General features: G+C 72.1%; 19 protein-coding genes. 6 read left to right on the top strand and 13 right to left on the bottom strand.

The features are described 5' to 3' along the window. Window positions 1-99: 99 nt before the first annotated feature. The 7 genes from O7623_RS27045 to O7623_RS27015 form a co-directional block, all read right to left on the bottom strand. The gene (locus O7623_RS27045; protein ID WP_282225764.1) at window positions 100-861 is read right to left on the bottom strand and encodes a DUF1775 domain-containing protein; all 762 of its coding nucleotides are present in this window, start codon (window positions 859-861) and stop codon (window positions 100-102) included. Further along, entirely contained in the window at window positions 858-2,567 is a 1,710-nt protein-coding gene (locus tag O7623_RS27040; protein WP_282225763.1) for a copper resistance protein CopC, read from the bottom strand. Before O7623_RS27040 ends, O7623_RS27045 begins: the two co-directional genes overlap by 4 nt. 122 nt (window positions 2,568-2,689) lie before the next feature. Beyond that, window positions 2,690-3,406, bottom strand: coding sequence for a YcnI family protein (locus O7623_RS27035; protein WP_282225762.1), 717 nt, complete (start codon window positions 3,404-3,406; stop codon window positions 2,690-2,692). A 126-nt stretch (window positions 3,407-3,532) separates the two neighbouring features. After that, window positions 3,533-4,165 carry a GNAT family N-acetyltransferase gene (locus O7623_RS27030; protein ID WP_282225761.1) on the bottom strand — a complete coding sequence of 211 codons (633 nt, stop codon included), beginning with the start codon at window positions 4,163-4,165 and terminating at the stop codon, window positions 3,533-3,535. A gap of 77 nt (window positions 4,166-4,242) precedes the next feature. Next, a complete protein-coding gene (locus O7623_RS27025; RefSeq protein WP_282225760.1) occupies window positions 4,243-4,869 on the bottom strand; it encodes a GPP34 family phosphoprotein in 627 nt (208 codons plus the stop codon). Next, window positions 4,853-5,062, bottom strand: coding sequence for a hypothetical protein (locus O7623_RS27020; RefSeq protein ID WP_282225759.1), 210 nt, complete (start codon window positions 5,060-5,062; stop codon window positions 4,853-4,855). Before O7623_RS27020 ends, O7623_RS27025 begins: the two co-directional genes overlap by 17 nt. A 223-nt stretch (window positions 5,063-5,285) precedes the next feature. Beyond that, the gene (locus O7623_RS27015; protein ID WP_282225758.1) at window positions 5,286-5,666 is read right to left on the bottom strand and encodes a hypothetical protein; all 381 of its coding nucleotides are present in this window, start codon (window positions 5,664-5,666) and stop codon (window positions 5,286-5,288) included. Window positions 5,667-6,066: 400 nt separating this feature from the next. Between O7623_RS27015 and O7623_RS27010 the strand changes: the two genes are divergently transcribed. Then, window positions 6,067-6,750, top strand: a complete 684-nt coding sequence (locus O7623_RS27010; protein WP_282225757.1) for a hypothetical protein — start codon at window positions 6,067-6,069, stop codon at window positions 6,748-6,750. A 66-nt stretch (window positions 6,751-6,816) separates the two neighbouring features. Here the strand turns inward: O7623_RS27010 and O7623_RS27005 are convergent, their stop codons facing one another. Then, window positions 6,817-7,464, bottom strand: a complete 648-nt coding sequence (locus O7623_RS27005; RefSeq protein WP_282225756.1) for a DUF4360 domain-containing protein — start codon at window positions 7,462-7,464, stop codon at window positions 6,817-6,819. Window positions 7,465-7,930: 466 nt separating this feature from the next. Here O7623_RS27005 and O7623_RS27000 point away from each other — a divergent pair, with 466 nt between their 5' ends. Beyond that, window positions 7,931-8,581, top strand: a complete 651-nt coding sequence (locus tag O7623_RS27000; protein WP_282225755.1) for a DUF4360 domain-containing protein — start codon at window positions 7,931-7,933, stop codon at window positions 8,579-8,581. A 99-nt stretch (window positions 8,582-8,680) separates the two neighbouring features. Here the strand turns inward: O7623_RS27000 and O7623_RS26995 are convergent, their stop codons facing one another. After that, complete coding sequence (locus tag O7623_RS26995) at window positions 8,681-9,649, bottom strand: DUF6745 domain-containing protein (protein ID WP_282225754.1); 969 nt, start codon at window positions 9,647-9,649, stop codon at window positions 8,681-8,683. Between the two features lie 214 nt (window positions 9,650-9,863). Here O7623_RS26995 and O7623_RS26990 point away from each other — a divergent pair, with 214 nt between their 5' ends. Both O7623_RS26990 and O7623_RS26985 read left to right on the top strand, forming a co-directional pair. Continuing rightward, window positions 9,864-10,532: a hypothetical protein gene (locus tag O7623_RS26990; RefSeq protein WP_282225753.1), complete on the top strand. Its 669-nt coding sequence runs from the start codon at window positions 9,864-9,866 to the stop codon at window positions 10,530-10,532. A gap of 13 nt (window positions 10,533-10,545) precedes the next feature. Continuing rightward, window positions 10,546-11,169 (top strand): hypothetical protein, encoded by a 624-nt coding sequence (locus tag O7623_RS26985; protein ID WP_282225752.1) that lies wholly within the window; start codon window positions 10,546-10,548, stop codon window positions 11,167-11,169. Between the two features lie 28 nt (window positions 11,170-11,197). Here the strand turns inward: O7623_RS26985 and O7623_RS26980 are convergent, their stop codons facing one another. Next, a complete protein-coding gene (locus O7623_RS26980) occupies window positions 11,198-11,887 on the bottom strand; it encodes an SDR family oxidoreductase (RefSeq protein ID WP_282225751.1) in 690 nt (229 codons plus the stop codon). A 60-nt stretch (window positions 11,888-11,947) separates the two neighbouring features. Between O7623_RS26980 and O7623_RS26975 the strand changes: the two genes are divergently transcribed. Next, window positions 11,948-12,325, top strand: a complete 378-nt coding sequence (locus O7623_RS26975) for a MerR family transcriptional regulator (RefSeq protein ID WP_282225750.1) — start codon at window positions 11,948-11,950, stop codon at window positions 12,323-12,325. A gap of 32 nt (window positions 12,326-12,357) precedes the next feature. Here the strand turns inward: O7623_RS26975 and O7623_RS26970 are convergent, their stop codons facing one another. Next, window positions 12,358-13,209: a cytochrome c biogenesis protein CcdA gene (locus tag O7623_RS26970; protein WP_282225749.1), complete on the bottom strand. Its 852-nt coding sequence runs from the start codon at window positions 13,207-13,209 to the stop codon at window positions 12,358-12,360. Then, window positions 13,210-13,788 carry a redoxin domain-containing protein gene (locus tag O7623_RS26965; RefSeq protein WP_282225748.1) on the bottom strand — a complete coding sequence of 193 codons (579 nt, stop codon included), beginning with the start codon at window positions 13,786-13,788 and terminating at the stop codon, window positions 13,210-13,212. 147 nt (window positions 13,789-13,935) lie between these two features. Between O7623_RS26965 and O7623_RS26960 the strand changes: the two genes are divergently transcribed. Further along, a complete protein-coding gene (locus tag O7623_RS26960) occupies window positions 13,936-14,544 on the top strand; it encodes an MOSC domain-containing protein (RefSeq protein ID WP_282225747.1) in 609 nt (202 codons plus the stop codon). 15 nt (window positions 14,545-14,559) lie between these two features. Here O7623_RS26960 and O7623_RS26955 read toward each other — a convergent pair whose 3' ends face one another. Then, on the bottom strand, window positions 14,560-16,203 hold the full coding sequence (locus O7623_RS26955; protein WP_282225746.1) for an L-lactate permease: 1,644 nt from the start codon (window positions 16,201-16,203) through the stop codon (window positions 14,560-14,562). Window positions 16,204-16,330 lie beyond the last annotated feature (127 nt).

The raw sequence follows: 16,330 nt of genomic DNA, 5'->3' as shown, positions 1-16,330 counted from the left end.
GCAGGCCCGGTGGGCGCTGGAACTGACCGGCGACCACCGGTCGCCCGGCCCGCCTGAGCTTTCCTCCGCCACGCCGGGTGCCGGTCGCCCGCCCTCCGGTCAGGTCCCGGCCGACGGCGGGCGGCCGGCATCCGCATCGGCACCGCCATCCGCGCCCTCGCCGGCATCCACACCGGCACCGGCACCCACAGCGGCACCCCCATCCAGATCGGCATCCGGAGCGCCGTCCCACCGGGCCCAGCGGTGACCGGCCGCGCCGGCGACGACCATCAGCAGCGCGGCGGCGGTCAGTGCCTGCGGCAGACTCGCCCCGCCGGACCGCTGCGGCGCGGCCGCCTCACCGGTCGTCGGTGCCGGTGCCAGCACCGCGTTCGTGGCGATCAGTGAAGGGGCGGGACGCTCCGCGTCGGCCCGGGTCTCCGACCAGTCGTAGCTGTCGCCGTCGGCGCAGCGCTGCACCGCCGGGAACCAGAACGTCTGCCCGACGCGGCCGGTCAGCCGGACCAGTACGGCGAACTCGGCGACGCCGGCGGCGATCTGTTCGTCGCCGATCGGCGGTCCGGTCCAGGTGACCCGCCGAGGTGTCACGTCGGCGGTCCAGCCGTCCGGCTGTCCGACGGCGGTGCCGACGATCGCGCCCTCGGGCATGTCGACGGTCAATTCGGTGGTGTCGGCGTTGGCGCAGCCGTGGTCGAAGGTGAAGGTCAGCGTCGTCGCGCCGGCACCGTTGGGCGCGGCTCCGGCCAGCTGAGTGTGTGCCAGGGCCGGTGTCGCCACCCCGAAGGCGGCCAGACCGAAGGCGGCCAGACCGAGGGTCGCCCGGGCCAGCACCGTCACCGCCCGCCTGCGGAGGACAGTCAACGGATCTCCACGGGAATCGTCGCGATCGGGCTGTCGAACCGGGAAGTCCGGGCGTTGATCTCGACCTCCCAGGCACCGGCCAGTGGGAAGTCCGCGATCGCCTCGTAGCGCCCGGTGCCGACCTGGGACAGCCGGCGCTCCAGCGGGCCAAGGTCGTACTCCGGCAGGCTGACGGTCACGGTGGGCGGTGCCACCGGCTCCAGCGGCTGCCCGGCCGCGTCGAACAACGCCACCTCCAGGGCGTTGATCCCGGTGCCCCCCGGAGTGATCCGGATCCGTACCTGGCCGTCGCCGAGGCCCGCCCCGGCGACGACCACCTGCTCGGCGACGTCGGGTGCGGTGCCGTCGGCCGAGCTGGTCGGGTCGGTGCCGACCGGTGGCGCGGTGGGATCGCGGGTCACCAGTACGCCGGTCACGGCGAGCACCGCGACCAGCAGCGCCGCTTCGACCCGTACGGTGCGACGCAGCGCGCCCAGCGCGGCGGCCTCGGTATCCGGCCGGCTGGTCCGGGGCACCAGCCGGTACCGATTCCAGCCGGCGATCCCGATCAGCACCGCGACCGCAGCCACCTTGGCCAGCAGCGCCAGTCCGTACCCGGTGCCGAACAGGGTCGACCAGGATCCGACGATCCGCCAGCCGAGCAGCACACCGGCCACCCCGAGCAGCGCCACCAGCACGGCGGCGACCTGGGAGAAGGCGGCCACCACGGCGGCCCGCTCCGCGACCGGCGGCGCGTCGGTGCCGGACCCCGCCGCCGGTACGTCGGTGCCCGCATCGGACCCGGCCGGCGGCGTGTCGGCGGGCCTCCGCAGCAGATGGGTCAGGCCCAGGATGCCGCCGAGCCAGATCGCGGCGGTCGCCAGGTGCAGCAGGTCGCTGCCGAGCACCAGCCACGCCGGGCCGAAGCTGCGGGTGTGTCCGACGATCAGCAACGCGCCGAGGGCGAGGCCGGCCCCGGCGAAGACCGCTGTCGCGACGGCGCGTCGGCGGCCACCGGTGACCCGGGTGAGCATTCTGGTGCCGGCGAGGACCACGATCACCCCGGCCCCGGCGAGGCCGGCGGACAGGCCGAGGTCCGCGGTCCAGCCGGTGCGCCAGGCGGCGGCGGTGGCCAGCGCGGTCACGTCGGCGGCGTCCTGCCAGGCGGCGGTGACCGGCGGCATCACCGTCAGCGCGACCAGAGCGGCGGCGCCGAGCAGCTGGATCGTCCGGCGCGGGGCCGGTCGGCCCGGTAGGAACAGCAGCGCGAAGACGGCCAGCCCGCTGCCGCCGAGCACGCCGAGGTAGACGACCGCCTCGGTGACCGGGCGCAGCACCTGCAGGGCGGTGTCCGGCGTACTGACCGGGATGGCGACGCTGCCGGCGGAGGGTGCGCCGACCGCGAAGCTGAACCCGCCGGCCACCGGGTGGCTGTCCGCCGAGACCACCCGCCAGCTGACCACGTACGTCCCGTCGGTCAGGGCGGCGGGCAGGTCGATGACGACGGTCCGGTCGACGGACCGGGCGGCTGCGTCTACTGTGGCGCCGGCGGCGTCGAGCACCTGCACTCCACCGGGGCGCAGCGTGACCGGCTCGTCGAAGGTGAGGGTGACCGTCGACGGCGCCTCGGCCAGCAGCGCACCGTCGGCCGGGTCGTGACTGAGCAAAGTGGCGTGCGCGGCGGCCGGGCTCGCGCCGGCCAGGCCGAGCAACAGCCCGAGCAGCATCCCCGGTACGGCGACGAGGCCCGCCCGCCGGGTGCGGGACGCCCTGAGTGCGCGAGGCGACCCGCGGGACGCGCCATGGACCGGCCGCGCCGGTGGGCGCAGCCGGTGACGGCGTGGCACAGCTAGGCTGCCTTCCTCGTCCGGTGCAGGGCGAGGGCACCGGCGATGAACCCGAGCAGGCCGAGGATCAGCCCGATCCAGCCGAGCAGCGAGGTGGGGCCGGTGTCGGTGGTGGAGTCGGTGGTGGTGAGGGCGGCCGGTACGGTGTCGTCGCCGTCGGCGGCCGGCGCCTCCTCGGCGGCGGTGATCACGAACCAGGGTGCCGGGTGCTCCAGGTCCTCACCGTCCTCGCCGTCCGCCGGCACCTGCGCCCACGCCGTCTCACCCTGTTCGCAGGTCTGGATCGATGGGAAGACCAGGCGCTCCCCGGCAGCGTCGGGCAGCTTCAGGGACAGTTCGAAGACGTCCCGGTGTCCCTCGGGCAGCGGGGTCTTGGCGGTGTAGACGATCTCGGCCACCCGCTCGGTCAGCTCGTTGCCGTGGCTGTCGGTGACCGGTGGGTCGAGTTCGGCCATCACCTTCTCGACGGTCCAGCCCTGATTGATCGTCGGCGTCACCGCGTTGATCGGCTCGGGGATCTGAATGGCGACCTTGGTGGTCGACGAGCCGTCGCAGCCGTGCGGCACCGACACGGTCAGCACGGTGTAGGAGTTGGCGGTGGTCACCGTCGGCGTGACGGTGACGTGGGCCGCCGCCGGTGCGCTGGCGAGCAGCACCGCGCCGCCGGCGAGGGCGGCGACGGCACCGAGGCGCGCGACCTGGCGAAGGGTGGAGTGCATTGACGGGCTACCTCTCGGTCTGCGGACGCCCATGGCCGGTGGGCGTGGCTGGGGCTTGGTGCATTGGTCGGCTGCCCGCGTCGCCTGGTTCCCGTCGGTTGCCCGGATTCTCGCCAGGGCCGAAGGTCACCGTGAGGCGGGCCGACCGTCCCGGGGGCGGGGTGCGCGCCACATCGGCCAGACCGACGGGCCGTCGGGCAGTGGGATCGGCTCGGCTGCGGCGTAGCCGTGGCGTTGGTAGAGGCCCCGGTTGCGGGGGGTGGTGGCTTCCAGGTACGCCGGTTCGGCGGCGGCGTCGAGCAGCTGGTGCTGGTGGCGCAGCAGGGCGGTGCCGATGCCCCGGCCCTGCAGCCAGGGGGTGACCCCGAGGTACGCCAGATAGTGGTGCGGTGTCTCCGGGCGGTGCTGGTCGAGCAGGGCGTCCAGCGCAGCGACCCGGTGCTGCCAGATCCCGGCGGCGAGCAGCATCCGTCGCTGGTGGATGGTGACCTGGCCGGTCGGCGCCGGTCGTTCCCGGCGGTACCAGATCGCCACGGCGCTCAGCGGGCCGGCGACGTGCACCGTGGCTCCGACATCGAGGGCGTGTTCGAGTTCGAGGGTGAAGAGCGTCCGGAAGGTGGTGACCCGCGCGTCGATGTCGGTGACGAGCCACTGGGACACCGGTGCGATCAGGAAAGCCTCGGTGAGCAGCGTCGCCGCCTGCGGAATGTCGTCGGGTGTGGCGTCGCGGACGGTCGTCGCGGGCATGGTCGCGTTCATCGGCACACTCCAGATAGGTGAGACGGATTCGTGGTGGCTGGCACAGCGGGCCGGCGCGGGTGCCGGCCGGGACCGGATCAGGCGCGGCCGGACAGGACCGCGTTGCCGACCGCCGCGCCGGTGTGGCGCAGCAGGCTTCGCAGGTCCGGGCGCAGGCTCCGCAGCAGGCTGGCGAGGTGCCGGCTCGCCTCGGGTGGTGCCCCGTCGAGCAGGTAGGTGTCCAGGCCGGTCTCGACCGACAGGCCGGCGAGAAACAGGTCCGGCTCGGTGAGCGGCTCACCACGGCGCAGCCGCATCGACAGCCGGGCCCAGGGCCAGGCGGCGGTGTTCATGTCCACCGGTACGTAGACGGTGCGGCTGCGCAGCAGTCGGCGGCTCTGCTCGGCCTGGACCACTCCGCCGGCGACGAGGCGGTGCGCCACATGGGTGGGTGCCCGCTCGGAGAGTACGGTCAGCCAGATCCGCAGCGCGGTGTGCTCCGGTTCGTCGAGCAGCAGCCGGATCGCGGATCGGCCCAGGGCGTCGGCCGGCGCGGCCGGGTTCACCACCCAGATCTGGCCGGCGTCGACGGCGACCGCCCCGACGGTGACGAGTTCGGCGAGGACCGCGCTGGCCAGGCCGAGCCCGACCGCGCGGGGGTGCAGTCGGGGTCGGCCCGTGACATCGTGGTGGGCGAGCAGGAAGAACTCATCGGCGAGCAGCACCGTCCACCACCTGCTCGGCGGGCGGGGTGGCGCGCCGAAGGGCGGCGACGCTGACCAACGCCTGCTGGCACGGCCGGTGATCGGGGCGGCAGTCCAGGTGGTGGCCGTCGACCCAGACCCACTCGTCGTCGTAGCTGGCTGCCGAGGTGACCCGGACCCTGGTGATCAGCAGTTCGAACGGCTCCCCTGCCATCGGGCCGAGACCGTAGCGCCACTCGGTGACAGCGAACCGGAGTACGGTTCCCGGCGGCAGATCCGGGACACATGAGCGTTCAACAGAATATTTCATGGAATATGTCCAGCCCGAATCGTCGATCCGCGTGTCGGTACGCGGGATCGTCCGGTCGGCTCAGCCGATCCGGATGGCGGGTGATTATCGGCGATGTCTGTCGGGGGAGAGCGCTTGAGGGACCAGGTCACGTGGACCAGATGAATTCCAGTTCATCCACGGCTCCGCCTATCCTGACCTCGGCCAGCACCTCTCGGAATACGCTGGACAGATCAAGTGAGGCAGGGCCGGCGAGGCGTTCCGGATGGCGCGCTTCGACGGCGTTGAAGACGAGTCGCTCCACGGTCAGGGCGTCGACCGGACTCAGTCGGCACCCGCACGGAGCACCGTACGCCCGACCGTTCAGCCTGGACATCTCGATCATCTGCCGTTCGCAAGTTGCACAGAAGAGCAGGCCGGACAGCGGCGACTGGAGACTGCCATGGGACACAATGGGCGTACCGACCCGAACATCATTCAACTCGGCACCGTCGGTGATCTCACGGCGCGCGCCACGGCTGAAGGCCATCGCCAACTCCTCACCCTGGATCACCAGCGAACAGCCGCCATCGGCGGATGCAGATCGAGTCTGCCAGGGCACCCACAGTGGTGCAATGCTTAACGCGCCGATGAAACCGCAACGAAAGTTTGAAAACCCGAAATAGCTGCGGGTTCACCGACTGATCACGATGACCGGTCACACGGATCGGCATCGAGTGTCACCGAACGGTGGACCCGGGGCCGCCGTGCCAACGAGGACGGTCACCGCTGTGGCGGACGCCGACAGTTGCGAACATCGGATAGGCTGCATCTCCCACGCCACGCGCGGGTGATCCCGGTGGCCGGCGGGATCCCTCCCCGTCACCGTCTCGCCGGCCACCGCCACCCGATCGCGTCCGGCCTTGATCGACAGTGGCACGATCGCCGACATGGATCATGGGCGCGACGGTCTCGAACTCTCCATCGGGTACCCGACCAGCAAGCCGACACGGCTGGCGATGTTCTCGGTGCTCGGCGCCCTGGCGGTGGTGGCGTCCTGCGTCGGCGGTGGGGTCCTCGGCGCGACGGCCGGCGACGGCACGGGAACCATCCCGCCGGTGCTCGTCGGTGGCGGGCTCGCCGCGCTCGCGGCGGCCGCGATGGGGCTGCCGATCGCCCGTACCACCCGCACCGGTGCCTGGCTGGCCGGCACCCGGCTCACCGTCCGGGGGCTCGTCAGCCGCACAGTGGACCTGGCCGTGGCCGAGTCGGTCACCCTGCGGACCGCGCCCGATCCGGAGCCGACCACTCCGGACACCGCCGAGCCGGGTGCCACCGGAGCCGTCGTGACGATGCCGACCCGCACCGCGCCGTCGCGACGGCACTCTGCCGGCGCAGGACGGCGGCTCGCGCCGGAAGCGGAGCACACTCCCACGATCACCGTCGTCGGGCCGGACGGCACCGTGACGCTGCCGCTGCGCAGTCGCGACGGCACCATGTTGCCCGGTGCCGAGATGATCGCGCTGGCGAGGGCGTTCTCCGCCGCCTCCTGCCCCGGCGCGCACGAGGCGGTGCACTGGTTGCACACGATGGGTTCGGAGCCGCGTACCGCCGGGGCCGGGGCCGAGCTCTGACGACGGCCGGGGGTGACCGGTCGACGGACCGGTCACCCCCGGGTCGGTACGCGCTACGGCGTCACCTCACGGGCATGGCTGCCAGGCGAGGTGGTACATCGTCTCGATGCTGCCGTCGGTCGAGTCCATCGTCAGGAAGCTGACGTCCGTCGACGAACCCTTGCTCAGCCGCAGCTCGGTGTTGATGTTGAGGTTGCGCTTCTCACCACAGGGGTGCCAGACCACCGAGGCGATCGGGACCTCGTCGGAGACCATCCAGTTGTCGTCCAGCGGTGCGGCGATCGGGTGGTTGCTGAACGTGCTCTGGGTCATGCCCTGGAAGTAGTAGTTTGCCCGTTGCGTGGCGATGGCACCCCGGTTGAGCAGGCCGTACCCCCGGTAGTCCACCTTGACGACGGCGAAGGTGTAGCCGGCCGGGGCGTGCACCAGCACGTTCAGCTGGCAGTTGCGGCGCCCGTCGGTGACCGGGATGCCAGGGCCGGCCTGGACCAGGTAGTCGCTGTAGATCGTGGTGAAGGCGGTGTTGTCCGGCGAGACCGCCACATCGGCGGTGCCCGGCCGGCACCCGGAACCGGCCATCGCGACCAGGTCGATGACGACCTGGTCGGGGGGTGGGTTGTCCATGACGCCCCGGGCGGACGCGGGTGCCCCCACGATCAGTGACGAGGCGAGCAGTGCAAGCACCACACCGCCACGCGTCAGCAGTTTACGCATGAAACCTCCTCCGATGCAGGAAACGGCGCTACATGCCCGACAAGCTACTGATCGACATAGACGCATGTCAACACGGATTTGGTAAACGAGATCAGTTGATAAATTGCGGGAGTTCGACTGTTTGTGGCACCTTCGAGAATCGCAAACGAAAGGGTCAAATGCCCCCATATCACCTAGGGCAGACCGGCAGTCGACCGCAATCAGTCTTCCACGCGACCAGCATCAGACATGATCCTGGCTGAACAGAATCCCAGGTCAGACGCTAGCCAAGATTAATCGTACATCGATCAGTACTGATGCTTGCGCACATCACACCGCATCGCTACCATCTTGCGCAGAACACCCCCGGCACAGGTCCGCCAATCAATTCTTGATCCACAGTACGGTCTGCGAGCGGCACCCGCCAGCTCGGCGACGAAGCACGTGCGCATCTCCCCGAACACCAATTGCAACCGAGAGGAATGGAATGAAGAAAATCCTCGTCGGCACGAGACACGGGTTCCTCGCCGCGCTCGGTGCGGTTCTCGCGCTGTCCCTGGCCACACCGGCCCACGCGGTGCCTGTCGCCACCCCCAACGCGCCGGACAGCGACATCACCGTCGAGGTGCTGGCCGCCAACGGCTCCGGGTGCTCCCCCGGCACCGCCGTCGTCAGCGCCCACCCCGACAAGTCCGGGTTCCGGATCCGCTACTTCGACTTCATGGCCAGCGCCGGACGCGGCGTCGACGCGACCGCCAGCCGGAAGAACTGCCAGCTGGGCGTCCTGGTCAAGGTGCCGGCCGGCTGGACCTTCGCGGTCGCCGCCGCCGACTACCGGGGCCGTGCCCGGATCCCCGCCGGCGCGACCGGTCGCCAGCGCACCCACTACTACTGGCAGGGCTCGTCGGAGAGCAGCCGCACCGAGGCGACCTTCGGTGGCCCGTACAACAGCTACTGGTCCACCGAGGACGTCGCACCGGTGCTCTACTACCTGCCCTGCGGCCAGCAGCGGGTGCTGAACATCAACACCGAGCTGCGGGTCGACGCCGGCACCGCTTCCGGGGTGGCCAGCATGTCGATGACGACCACCGAGGGCGACGTCGACACTCTGTTCAACCTCAAGTGGGAGCAGTGCTGAGCCGTACGCCGGCCATACGCTGACCCGGTCGGCCGATCGGCACCACACGCGCGCGACGGGCGCGGGCAGATCTCCTGCCCGCGCCCGTCGCGTGTGCGGTCAGCCTGGCTGGGCCCGCGACGACGGAGTCCAGCCGTCGCGGTACGCGATCGGCGGCGCACCGTCGCGCGCCAGCCGGCGTTCGTCGTGCAGACCACCCGGCACCCGTTCGGTACGGAGCACCACCGGCCGGTCGACGAGCACACAGGTCCGCTCCCCCGGCCACCACCAGCCGGCGCAGCGGGCCAGCGTCACCCACTCGTCGAACTGTGCCTCGTCCGCCGGGCGGTAACGGGCCAGACCGAGGCGGCGCAGCACGTCGTGGTACGCGACCCAGTACGCGTCCTGCTGGCCGTACCAGGCACTGGGCACCGGCCGACCCGCTGCGGCGAGCGCCGCGCGAACCGGCAGGAAGAACCCGTCGGCGAGACTGACCCGCAGTGCTGCCCAGATGCCCTGGCGCAGCACGACCCGCAGTGGGACACCGGCGGCGAACGCCTCGGCCGGTGGCAGCAGCGGCCAGCGGGTCCCTGGCGGGTCCATCCCGCCGTCACCGGCTCTGCCGCCGGCCTTGCGACCGGCTGCCCGGTGGTCGCCGGCCATGCGGTCGGCCGACCGGCGACGGGTCGTCGGCGGCGGGGTCAGGTCAGGATGGTCGGCGCCGTCGTCCAACGCGCTGCGCAGCCGGGACCACCCGGCGACGAGGTCGCTGACCAGCGGCGGTACGCCCGGCGGCGGCCGACCGGTGACCCAACGGTGCAGCATGTCGTGGGTGGGCAGGCCGGCCACCAGCGGCAATGCCTCGTGTGGTGAGTCGACCCAGTGGAACCGGGGCCGCTGCCGGTGGTGCCGGGCGTAGAGGCGGGCTACGGTGTCCTCTGTGGTGCGACGGTCGGCCGGCGCGGTGTCGAGTCCGTGGTCGAGCCATTCGCGCCGGATCGGTTCGGCCGCCCGCCACCAGGCGAGGGCACGATCGGCGTAGCCGTTGGGGATGGTGCGGGCGGCGTCACGCCGCACGGGCGCGGTCATCGCGCGAGGGCGGAACCGCCCTTCCGGTGGGAAGAAATCATGTCGGCAATGGTGACGCATCGCCATCGGGCACGCAACCGCCGGGACAGCCGTCCACCCGACCGCCGGCACCGGCGACTTGGTCACCGGGTGCCGCTGACCAGCCGATCCCTTGCCGCCGGCCAGCCCGGTAGCGTGGCCGGGCGTTGGCGTTGCCGCAGGTGAACGAGGGGTCATGGCTGAAGGTTCCGGGTCTTCGCGTCGTTGGTTGCTACCCGGTGCGGCCGTCGCCGCACTGCTGACCGTCAGCGGGTGGTGGCTGTGGCAGAGCCTCGACGACGGGTCGACGACCGCGAACGGCACCGGCATCGGCACCGGCGGTGAGCCGATGTCGACGTCGACGACCGGGGCGCAGTCGGTGCCGGCGGTGGCCTGCCCGCCGGTCGAGCAGGCGGTCGCGGTCGACGCCGGCAGCACGGTCACCGCCAGCCTGACGTTCGACTCGACGCTCGCCGTCGGCGAACACGTCGCGGTGGCCCTGACCCCCGGCGGCGTCGAACCCGGGCAGCCGCAGCAGACCCGGCTGCTCGTGTTCGGCTGCGCCGCCGACACGTGGGAACAGGTCTTCGTCACCGCACTGGACACCACCGCGTGCGAGATACTGCTGACCCCGGTCACGGTGCGTGGTGCCGGGGAGCAGGACCTGGTGTTCGGCCGCCGCTGCGGCAGTGGCGGTTTCCTGGACTTCGACGTACTCGGGTTCACCGGCCCGACCACGTTCGGCGTCCTGCATTCCGAGACCGGCCTGGCGGCCGGGCAGGTGACCCAGGACGGTGCCCGGCTGGTCGTCGCCACCGGCACCCAGGAGAGGACCCTGACATGGCGCGACGGGAAGTTCCAATGAGGAGGAGAAGCTGATGCGCCGTACCCGGACCGGGGTCGTCATCGGGTTGGTCGTCGTGCTCGCCCTCGTCGTCGCCGGCGCGGTCTGGCTGCTGAACCAGCCGGAGCCGACACCGCCGGTCGTGGCGGCGTCGCCGTCCGGAGCCCCCGCCGACGACGACACCGACCCGGCGGCGGCTGACCCCGACCCGGCCGGCCCGGAGCTGCTGATCACGCCGGAGGGGATCGGCGGGCTGCGCCTCGGTGCCAGTGTCGCGGCGTTGACCGGCGACGGCAGTCTCGGCACCGAACCCGGCGAGGCCTGCCCGGACCGGCTGGTCGGCAACGCGCGGCTGGCGGGGGTGGTGGTGCACACCGCCGGGGACGGCACCGCCGCGATGATCCTCGTCGAGGACGGGCCATTGTCCACTGCCGACGGCATCGGCGTCGGCAGCACCGCGGCGGCGCTCCGTCAGGCGTACGGCGTACGGCTGGTCCGGCACACCGCCGAGAACAACCCGTACGCGGAGAACTACGTGGTGGGCGACGGCGCAGCGGGCCTCGGGTTCACGGTGTCGCAGGACGCGGTCGGCAAGATCCTGGTCGCGCCGACCGACGTGCTACGGGCCGTGTTCGACGCCGGCGAGTTCCACTGCTGACCCTGCCGGCCCTGCTGGCCGACCGGTTTCACGCCAGTCGGTAGAACTCGCGGGGATCGGCGGCGAGCGACGCCTTGACCGCACCGGCCGCCGCATCGGCGAGGATCTCCCACTGGCCGGCCTCCAGGCCGTCGAGGGCAGCCTTCGCGATCACCGCCGGATCACTTTTCGGTACGTCGTACCCAGCCATCATGTCGGTGTCGACGGCGGCCATCAGCAGGCCGGTGACCTGGGTCTGCTGCGCGGCCAGCTCCAGCCGGACGGCGTTGGTGAGGTTCCACTCGGCCGCCTTCGCCGCCGCGTAGCCGCCGGCACCCGGGTAGGCGCTCCAGGACAGTGCCGACAGTACGTTGAGGATCGCGCCGCCGGCGAGCTGCGGGGCGAAGGCCCGGATCATGGCGAGGGTGCCCCAGAAGTGGGTGTCCATCTCCCGGCGGATCAGGTCGAGGTCGCCGCCGACGAGGTCCACACCGGTGGAGATCCCGGCGTTGTTGATCAGCAGGTTGACGTCGCCGGCGGCCTGCGCGGCGGCGGCCACCGAGTCGGGGTCGGTGATGTCCAGCCGCAGTACCCGTACGCCGGGCAGGTCGACGGATTCGGGGCGACGGGCCGTGGCGTACACCGTGGCGGCGCCGCGTTCGAGCAGCTGGGCGGCGAAGTGTCGACCGATACCACGGTTGGCCCCGGTGACCAGGGCGGTTGCTCCAGAGATCTGCATGCCGGCTACGCTAAAACCTGACGTTGACGTCAAAGGCAAAGGATTGTGAGGCGGACCACCGTGCGGATCGGGGAGCTGGCGGAGCGGGCCGGGGTGAGCACGCGGGCGTTGCGCTACTACGAGGAGCAGGGCCTGCTGGTCGCCCAGCGCAGCCCGGCAGGTCAGCGCCACTATCCGGAGTCGGCCGTCGACCGGGTGCGGCTCATCCAACGGCTGTACGCGGCGGACCTGTCCAGCCGTACCATCGCCGACCTGATGCCCTGCGTCGACGCCAAGGTCAACACGCCGGAGTCGCGGGCCCGGCTGGCCGCCGAACGCGCCCGGATCGACGCGCGGATCGCCGAGCTGACCGCGGCCCGCACCCGGCTGGACGAGGTGATCGCCGCCGCCGCGCACCCGGCCAGCGCCTGCGTCTACCAGCCGGGGCCAGCGGACTGAACCGGCCGACGGCCGACCGGGCCGCCGGTGGCCTACCGTTTGCGGCGCTTGGCCCGCCAGCCCAGTCCGGAGACGACGAGCAGCAGGACCAGCACCCCGGCCAGGGTCACCGGGCCGGCCCGGTCGAGCAGGTCCGCCAGCCACCGCTGGACCACCGCCGCCGAGTCGATGACCGGGTCACCGGGGTCGGCACCGCCCAGCACCCGGATCTCGTACCAGCCGTACCAGGCGACGTAACCGCCGGCGGCGACCAGCAGCGCCCCACCGACGCGCGACAGCAGCGGGCCGGCGCGGCGGAGCCGGCGCAGCAGTCCGTCACGGGCCAGCGCCACGGCGACGGCCGCGACCGCCACGGTCAGGCCCATCCCGGCCGCGTAGGTGACGAACAGTGCCACACCGGAGGTGACCGAACCGGCCCGCAGGCTGGTCACCACGATCGCCAGGAACGGCGCGATCGTGCAGGACAGCGAGGCCCCCGCGTACGCCATCCCGAACACCACCATGGACAGCGTCGACGTGCCGCTGCCCGGGGCCCGGGACACGACGGCACCGAGACCGGGCAGCTGCCGGCCGAGCAGCACCATGACGCCCAGCACGACGAGCAGCGCGCCCATGCCGATGGTCAGCCAGGGCAGTTGCCGCTGCACCGCGCCGGCCACCGGGGCCACGACCAGGCCGAAGACACCGAAGACGGCGACGAACCCGATGGTCATCGCGGCGGTCGCGGCCAGGGCCCGACCGATGGCGGCGTCCCGGCCGGTGCCGGCCCTGCCGTCACCGACGACGAGAAACGACAGGTACGCCGGCAGCAGCGCGAACCCGCACGGGTTGACCGCCGCGAGCATCCCCGCCGCCAGAGCCAGGGCCAGCGGCGCGTCGGTCACTCAGTCCGCCAGCAGTCGGTCGAGGGTGCCCGGCAGTTCGTCGACGTCGACATGACCCCGGTCGACGACCTCACCGGCGGCGTCGAGGACCACGAAGGTGCTCTGGGCGGTGATGCCGAACTTCTTCCACACGACGCCCTGCTCGTCGGAGAGCTGCGCGAACCCGGCCAGCTTCGCCAGCTGGACGAAGTCGCGCATCGCCGGTTCGCCGTCGAGCCCGGCGACACCGAGCACGGTGGCGCGGTCGCCGTAGTCGGCGGCGAGGGCGTTGACCCGGTCGGCCTGCCCGAGGCAGGTGGTGCACCAGGGTGCCCAGAACCACAGGACCGCCGGTTTACCGGCCAGGCTGCGTCCGTCGAACGTCGTGCCGTCAAGGGTCCGCGCGGTGAAGTCGTGGCTCTCGGCGGCCGGCTCCTGCGACGTCGTCGGGCCGTCCGCCGTACCGCTGGTGGCGGGCGCGGCGGCGGCCGGCGACGGGTCGTCCGACGTCGTCGGGGCGTCGCCGGCCGCGTCGCCGCAACCGGTCAGCGTCAGCGCGCCGACCGCGACGAGGGCGGCGACCCGGTGCCGTACGTCCATCCGTGCCTCCTGGGCAGATAGGGGCTGCGACTGACATCCTCCCCGACCCTGGGCACGGCACGGTAGTCCGGTCCGGTCCGGTCCACGCACGCCGGCGGCCGGGGAAACCCATCGACGGTACGGGCACGCTCTGGGACACTGACGGGCATGGAGCAGGCCAGGGCACACACCATGGCACCCCGCCAGCTGTCCACCGCCGAGCTGACCGCCGGCCTCGCCGAGGTGGCCCGTTCCCCCCGCGACGCCGGCACCCTGGACCTGGTGGTCCGCCGGCCGGCCGTCGACGAGCGGGAGGTGCTCGCCGAGGGCACGCTCGATGTCACCGCCGGCCTGGTCGGCGACTGCTGGGCACAGCGAGGCAGTACGGCGACCGAGGACGGGTCGGCCCACCCGGGCCGGCAACTCACCGTCATGAACTCCCGCTTCGTCCGGCTGATCGCCGGTGACGACCCGCAGGACTGGGCGCTGGCGGGCGACCAGCTCTTCGCCGACCTCGACCTGCACACCGACGCGCTGCCACCCGGCACCCGACTGGCGGTGGGCGACGAGGCGGTCGTCGAGGTGACGGCCGAGCCGCACAACGGTTGCGCGAAGTTCGCCCACCGCTACGGGCGGGACGCGCACAAGCTGGTCTGGAGCGAGGATGGTCGTCAGGCCCGGCTGCGTGGCCTCTACGCACGGGTCGTCGTCGCCGGCGTCATCCGGCCGGGCGACCCGATCCGGGTGCTCGGCCCGGCCGACGCCGACCAGCCCTGACCGGCGAGGTCGCCGTCAGGGCACCATCCAGCTCAGCACCGGGGTCGCCTGCAGGCCGACCAGCAGCGCCATCGCGCAGATCAGCACCACGCTCCAGCCGAACATCCGGCGGAACAGATCGCCTTCCCGGCCGCTGAGCCCGACCGCACTCGCCGCGATCGTCAGGTTCTGCAACGAGATCATCTTCCCGATCACGCCGCCGGAGGCATTGGCGGCGGCGAGCAGCACTGGGTCCAGGCCGGCGCGCTGCGCGGCCGTGACCTGCAGCGCGCCGAACAGCGAGTTGGACGAGGTGTCCGAGCCGGTGAGCGCCACCCCCAGCCAGCCGAGGACCGGTGAGAGCAGGGCGAACAGGCCGCCGGCGCCGGCCATCCAGGTGCCCAGGGTGGCGGTCTGCCCGCTGCCGTTCATCACGAACGCCAACGCCAGCAGCCCGCAGACGGTGAGGATCGCCCACCGCAGCGACGCCAGCGTCCGGCCGTACGCGACGATCGCGGCGCGCGGGGTGATCCGCAGGATCGCCATCGTGATCAGGCCGGCGGCGACCAGCAGGGTGCCGGTCGAGGAGAGCCAGTTGAACCGGAAGACCGGCAACGACGACGGTTCGCCGGAGACGGTCAGCAGATGCAGACCTGGCCAGTCGAACAGGACGGTGACTGAGTTGAGCGCGCCGGAGATCACGGGCACCTGCGACAGACCGAAGATCGCCACGATCACCAGGTACGGGGCGTACGCCCGCCAGACCTCTGCCGGGGCGTCCGGCTGGTCGACGACGGTCGCCGTACGGCGGTCCGGCACGCCCGCCGCGCCGCCGTCGCGGGCCGCCGCCGCGCCGTCGTCGGTACGCCGGGGCGACCACCTGCGTGCGGTGACGGCCACGACCACGGCGCTGACCAGGCCGGCGACGATGTCGGCGAGGGCCACCGAGAAGTAGTTCGAGGTGAGGAACTGGGCCAGCGCGAACGACAGCCCGCAGATGACGGCGATGTGCCAGGTCCGCCGCAGCCCTCGGCGACCGTCGACCATGAAGACGAGCAGCAGCGGAATGACCAGCGCGACGACCGGCACCTGACGCCCTGCCATCGCGCCCAGCTGGTCCGCCGGCAGGTCGGTGACTCCGGCCAGTGTGGTGATCGGCAGGCCGAGCGGCCCGAACGCGGCCGGCACGGTGTTGGCCACCAGCGCGACGGTAGCCGCCTTCATCGGACCGAAACCCAACGCCAGCAGCATCACCGTGGTGATCGCGACCGGAGTGCCCTGCCCGGCCAGCCCTTCCAGGACCGAGCCGAAGCAGAACGCGATCACCATCGCCTGCACCCGCTGGTCGTCGCTGACCCGGGCGAACGAGCGCCGGAGCACGTCGAAGTGCCCGCTCGTCACAGTCATCCGGTAGATCCAGATCGCGGTGCCGAACGTCCACACCAGCGGGAACAGCGCGAAGGTCGCCCCCTGGCTGGCGGCCAGCAGTGCCTGCCCGGTCGGCATCGCGTACGCCAGGATCGACACCGCCAGGGCGACGGCGAGCGCGCCCAGGGCGGCCAGCCAGGCTCGGACCCGGAACACGCCGAGCAGTAGAAACAGCGTGACGATCGGCAGCGCGGCGACGAGGGCGCTCCACGCCAACGAGTCGGCCAGGGGGTCCAGGGTCGGCCGGTACACGCACGCCTCCGGGGAGCAGGACGTCGCCCGGCGGATGCCGTACGCGAATCTTGCTCATTGTCCCCGGTCGATCACCGTACGTCCCTTCAGAAATTGCGCAGTTGCCCCGGGGATGCCTTCGCTTGAC

Origin of the sequence: Solwaraspora sp. WMMD791 (assembly GCF_029581195.1) — a bacterium.
Lineage (GTDB): Bacteria > Actinomycetota > Actinomycetes > Mycobacteriales > Micromonosporaceae > Micromonospora_E.
Note: the sequence above shows the minus strand (reverse complement) of the source record. Positions and strands in the feature narration are given on the sequence as shown.

Coding starts and splice junctions, on each gene's coding strand:
- O7623_RS26980 (WP_282225751.1), bottom strand. CDS start 11,887: ATGCAGATCTCTGGAGCAACCGCCCTGGTCACCGGGGCCAACCGTGGT.
- O7623_RS27000 (WP_282225755.1), top strand. CDS start 7,931: ATGAAGAAAATCCTCGTCGGCACGAGACACGGGTTCCTCGCCGCGCTC.
- O7623_RS26995 (WP_282225754.1), bottom strand. CDS start 9,649: ATGACCGCGCCCGTGCGGCGTGACGCCGCCCGCACCATCCCCAACGGC.
- O7623_RS27005 (WP_282225756.1), bottom strand. CDS start 7,464: ATGCGTAAACTGCTGACGCGTGGCGGTGTGGTGCTTGCACTGCTCGCC.
- O7623_RS26985 (WP_282225752.1), top strand. CDS start 10,546: ATGCGCCGTACCCGGACCGGGGTCGTCATCGGGTTGGTCGTCGTGCTC.
- O7623_RS26960 (WP_282225747.1), top strand. CDS start 13,936: ATGGAGCAGGCCAGGGCACACACCATGGCACCCCGCCAGCTGTCCACC.
- O7623_RS27010 (WP_282225757.1), top strand. CDS start 6,067: ATGGATCATGGGCGCGACGGTCTCGAACTCTCCATCGGGTACCCGACC.
- O7623_RS27030 (WP_282225761.1), bottom strand. CDS start 4,165: ATGAACGCGACCATGCCCGCGACGACCGTCCGCGACGCCACACCCGAC.
- O7623_RS27015 (WP_282225758.1), bottom strand. CDS start 5,666: ATGGCCTTCAGCCGTGGCGCGCGCCGTGAGATCACCGACGGTGCCGAG.
- O7623_RS26990 (WP_282225753.1), top strand. CDS start 9,864: ATGGCTGAAGGTTCCGGGTCTTCGCGTCGTTGGTTGCTACCCGGTGCG.
- O7623_RS27035 (WP_282225762.1), bottom strand. CDS start 3,406: ATGCACTCCACCCTTCGCCAGGTCGCGCGCCTCGGTGCCGTCGCCGCC.
- O7623_RS26965 (WP_282225748.1), bottom strand. CDS start 13,788: ATGGACGTACGGCACCGGGTCGCCGCCCTCGTCGCGGTCGGCGCGCTG.
- O7623_RS27040 (WP_282225763.1), bottom strand. CDS start 2,567: ATGCTGCTCGGGCTGTTGCTCGGCCTGGCCGGCGCGAGCCCGGCCGCC.
- O7623_RS27020 (WP_282225759.1), bottom strand. CDS start 5,062: ATGGCAGGGGAGCCGTTCGAACTGCTGATCACCAGGGTCCGGGTCACC.